The sequence below is a fragment of the Christiangramia sabulilitoris genome (genome assembly GCF_007050985.1).
Classification (GTDB): domain Bacteria; phylum Bacteroidota; class Bacteroidia; order Flavobacteriales; family Flavobacteriaceae; genus Christiangramia; species Christiangramia sabulilitoris.
In genome coordinates this window covers 1-2,476 of the sequence record NZ_VHSF01000011.1, presented here as the reverse complement: position 1 = coordinate 2,476, position 2,476 = coordinate 1, and the positions used below count along the sequence as shown (strand labels likewise).

Below are 2,476 nucleotides of genomic sequence, written 5' to 3'. Positions count from 1 at the left end.
GGGATAGCCGGCTGTGTTTCTCCATAGCCCTGATATGCGGCGATCCTCTCTGGAGCAATACCATTGGCTACCAGGTAATTATAGGTAGCTTTGGCCCTGCGTTCAGCGAGTTTTTCGTTATAGGCATTGCTACCCCTGCGGTCTGTATGGGAGCCTATCTCGATGACCAGTTCCGGATAGTCCTCGGTCATGAGTTTGATGAGCTTATCAAGTTCTTTGGCCGCATCGGGACGTATGTTGGATTTGTCAAAATCGAAGTAGATGTTCTCTATTTCAGCTAAATAATCGGGATCTTCTACCGGCTGCAACTGAATGTTATAAATGATCTCTTCCTTTTCATCGCTGTCCTGGGTGCTTACCATGCCTTCAAAAGTCTGGTATTTTATTTCCTTGGCCTCGATGGGATAATTGTTATCGCGGGTGATCTCGGTTTGATAATTACCTTCGGCATCTGTTTCCAGAAAAGCGATCTCGGTGTTATTCCCGTCCATAAGTCGTACGGTGGCAGAGCTTACCGGCTTGCCATTGATGGCATCGGTCACCTGTCCTTTTAGAACCAGAGGATTTAGTTTATTGAATACATAGATATCATCACTACCGCCATCACGGTTGGTCGAGAGATATCCTTCTTTAGAATCTGCTACCTGGAAATAGGCAAAATCATCTTTACTGCTGTTGATTGTTTCTCCGAGGTTTTCAATTTTTCCATCTTCCAGTTTAAAGATATCGAAGAGCCCCAGTCCTGCATGTCCGTTAGAGGAGAAGTAGAGAGTACCATCGGTATCCATGAAAGGGAAGGTTTCATCGAATTCGGTATTTACCGGTCCTTCAAGGATCTGGGGAGCACCAAAACTTCCGTCTTCTTCGATACTCACCATATAGATATCTGTTCCTCCCAGGCCTCCTGGTTTATCGGAGGTAAAGTATAAGGTCTTTCCATCGGGAGAGAGGGCAGGATGTCCTACCGAATATTCATTGGAATTAAAAGGCAGTTCCTTTACCTGGCTCCATTTTCCACCTTCATTTTTTGCGGAATATAACTTCAGGTGATTGGTTTTATCTTTATCTCTTTTTCCTTCTTTCTTTCCCAAATAATTATTCCGGGTAAAATAGAGGGTATTCCCATCGGGGCTCACCACGGCGGGGCCGTCATGCAGTTTGGTATTGATGTCTCCGCTTACGGGAACCACATTACCGGAAGCCTTATCCAGCAGGTATATATCCAGAAAGGGCTCCCCATTCCAGCTATAGGTCTTTTCCTTTACATCGGTATCCTGCGCTCTAGCCGAAACAAAATAGACCTGGTCGTCTTTTACAAACACTCCAAAATCACTTACTTCAGAATTAAATTCTGCAGGCTGCAAGCGATAGGTGGCCTTACTTTTATATTCATCTTTCTCGAGWATGTTCCGRATCTCCTGGGAGCCGCGACCACTTTCCAGGTATTTTTTTAGCCATTGCCTGGATTCCTCATAGCGCTTTACCCCGCGCAGGGCCTGGGCATATTTGTAGTAATATTCCGGGGAGATGCTGGTATCCTCGATGGCATCGCCATAATAGAAAACGGCATTCTCCGGACTTCTTAGCATCATATARGCATCYCCGAGCTTCAGGTTRTTYTCGGTGACCTTATATTCTTTTTCAATCAGTTCTTTATAGACCTCGGTGGCCTTGAGATAGGCAAAATCTTTATAAAGCCTGTCTGCTTTCTTTTGTTTGGAACTCTGCGCCTGCACTGCAAAAGAGCAGGAGAGGAGTATCAGTACTATGGTGTATATATTTTTCATAATCAACAGGTCTTTAAATTAAAAGAAACGGGGTGATTTATACCTGGTATTTTTAAAGCGTAGTTCATAGATCAGCAATACCTCATGCGATCCCGAGGTATAAGGTCTGATGTCTGAGATAGGGTACTCATAGGCATAGCCTGCTCTAAATCCATCAAAGAGCTGCACATCCAGAAAAGCCCCGATGGCATCATCGATGCGATAATTGGCTCCCAGGTAGAACTTCTCGTTGAAGATGGTGGTTGCCGAAACATCTACCGACAATGGTGCTCCACTGGTAGCCTTGAACAGGGTAGTGGGTCTAAGCTTCACATTATCGCTAAGATCGAAGACATATCCCCCGGTAAGGTAGTAATGCACCTGTTCCAGGGCCAGGTATTCATTGAACTCATTATTGTCATTATTGATCAGTTTAGGAGCCGATCCCCCGATGTACCAGTTCTGGGAGGAGAGATAGAATCCAAGCCCGAAGTTAGGAGTCCAGCGGTTGATCTGATCCTGAAAGAAAGGATCGCTTAATACCTGGGGATCTGTAAAGAGTTCATCCTCGAGGTTGTAATAACTCATCCCGGCCTTTAATCCCAGGCGAAGGGTGACATCATCACTCAAATCCAGACGGTAGGAGAAATCCCCATAGGCATAGGTGTAATTCTCATACCCGGCGTTATCGTTGATGATAGACAATCCCA

The 2,476-nt window shown here is 45.2% G+C and carries 2 protein-coding genes; both read right to left on the bottom strand.

Annotated elements, in window-relative coordinates; genetic code table 11:
* Nucleotides 1–1,787: OmpA family protein (locus FGM01_RS14420; protein ID WP_143411894.1), on the bottom strand; the 1,787-nt coding region annotated here is incomplete at its 3' end.
* 18 nt (nucleotides 1,788–1,805) lie between these two features.
* On the bottom strand, nucleotides 1,806–2,476 hold a 671-nt coding region (locus tag FGM01_RS14415), incomplete at its 5' end, for a PorP/SprF family type IX secretion system membrane protein (protein ID WP_143411893.1).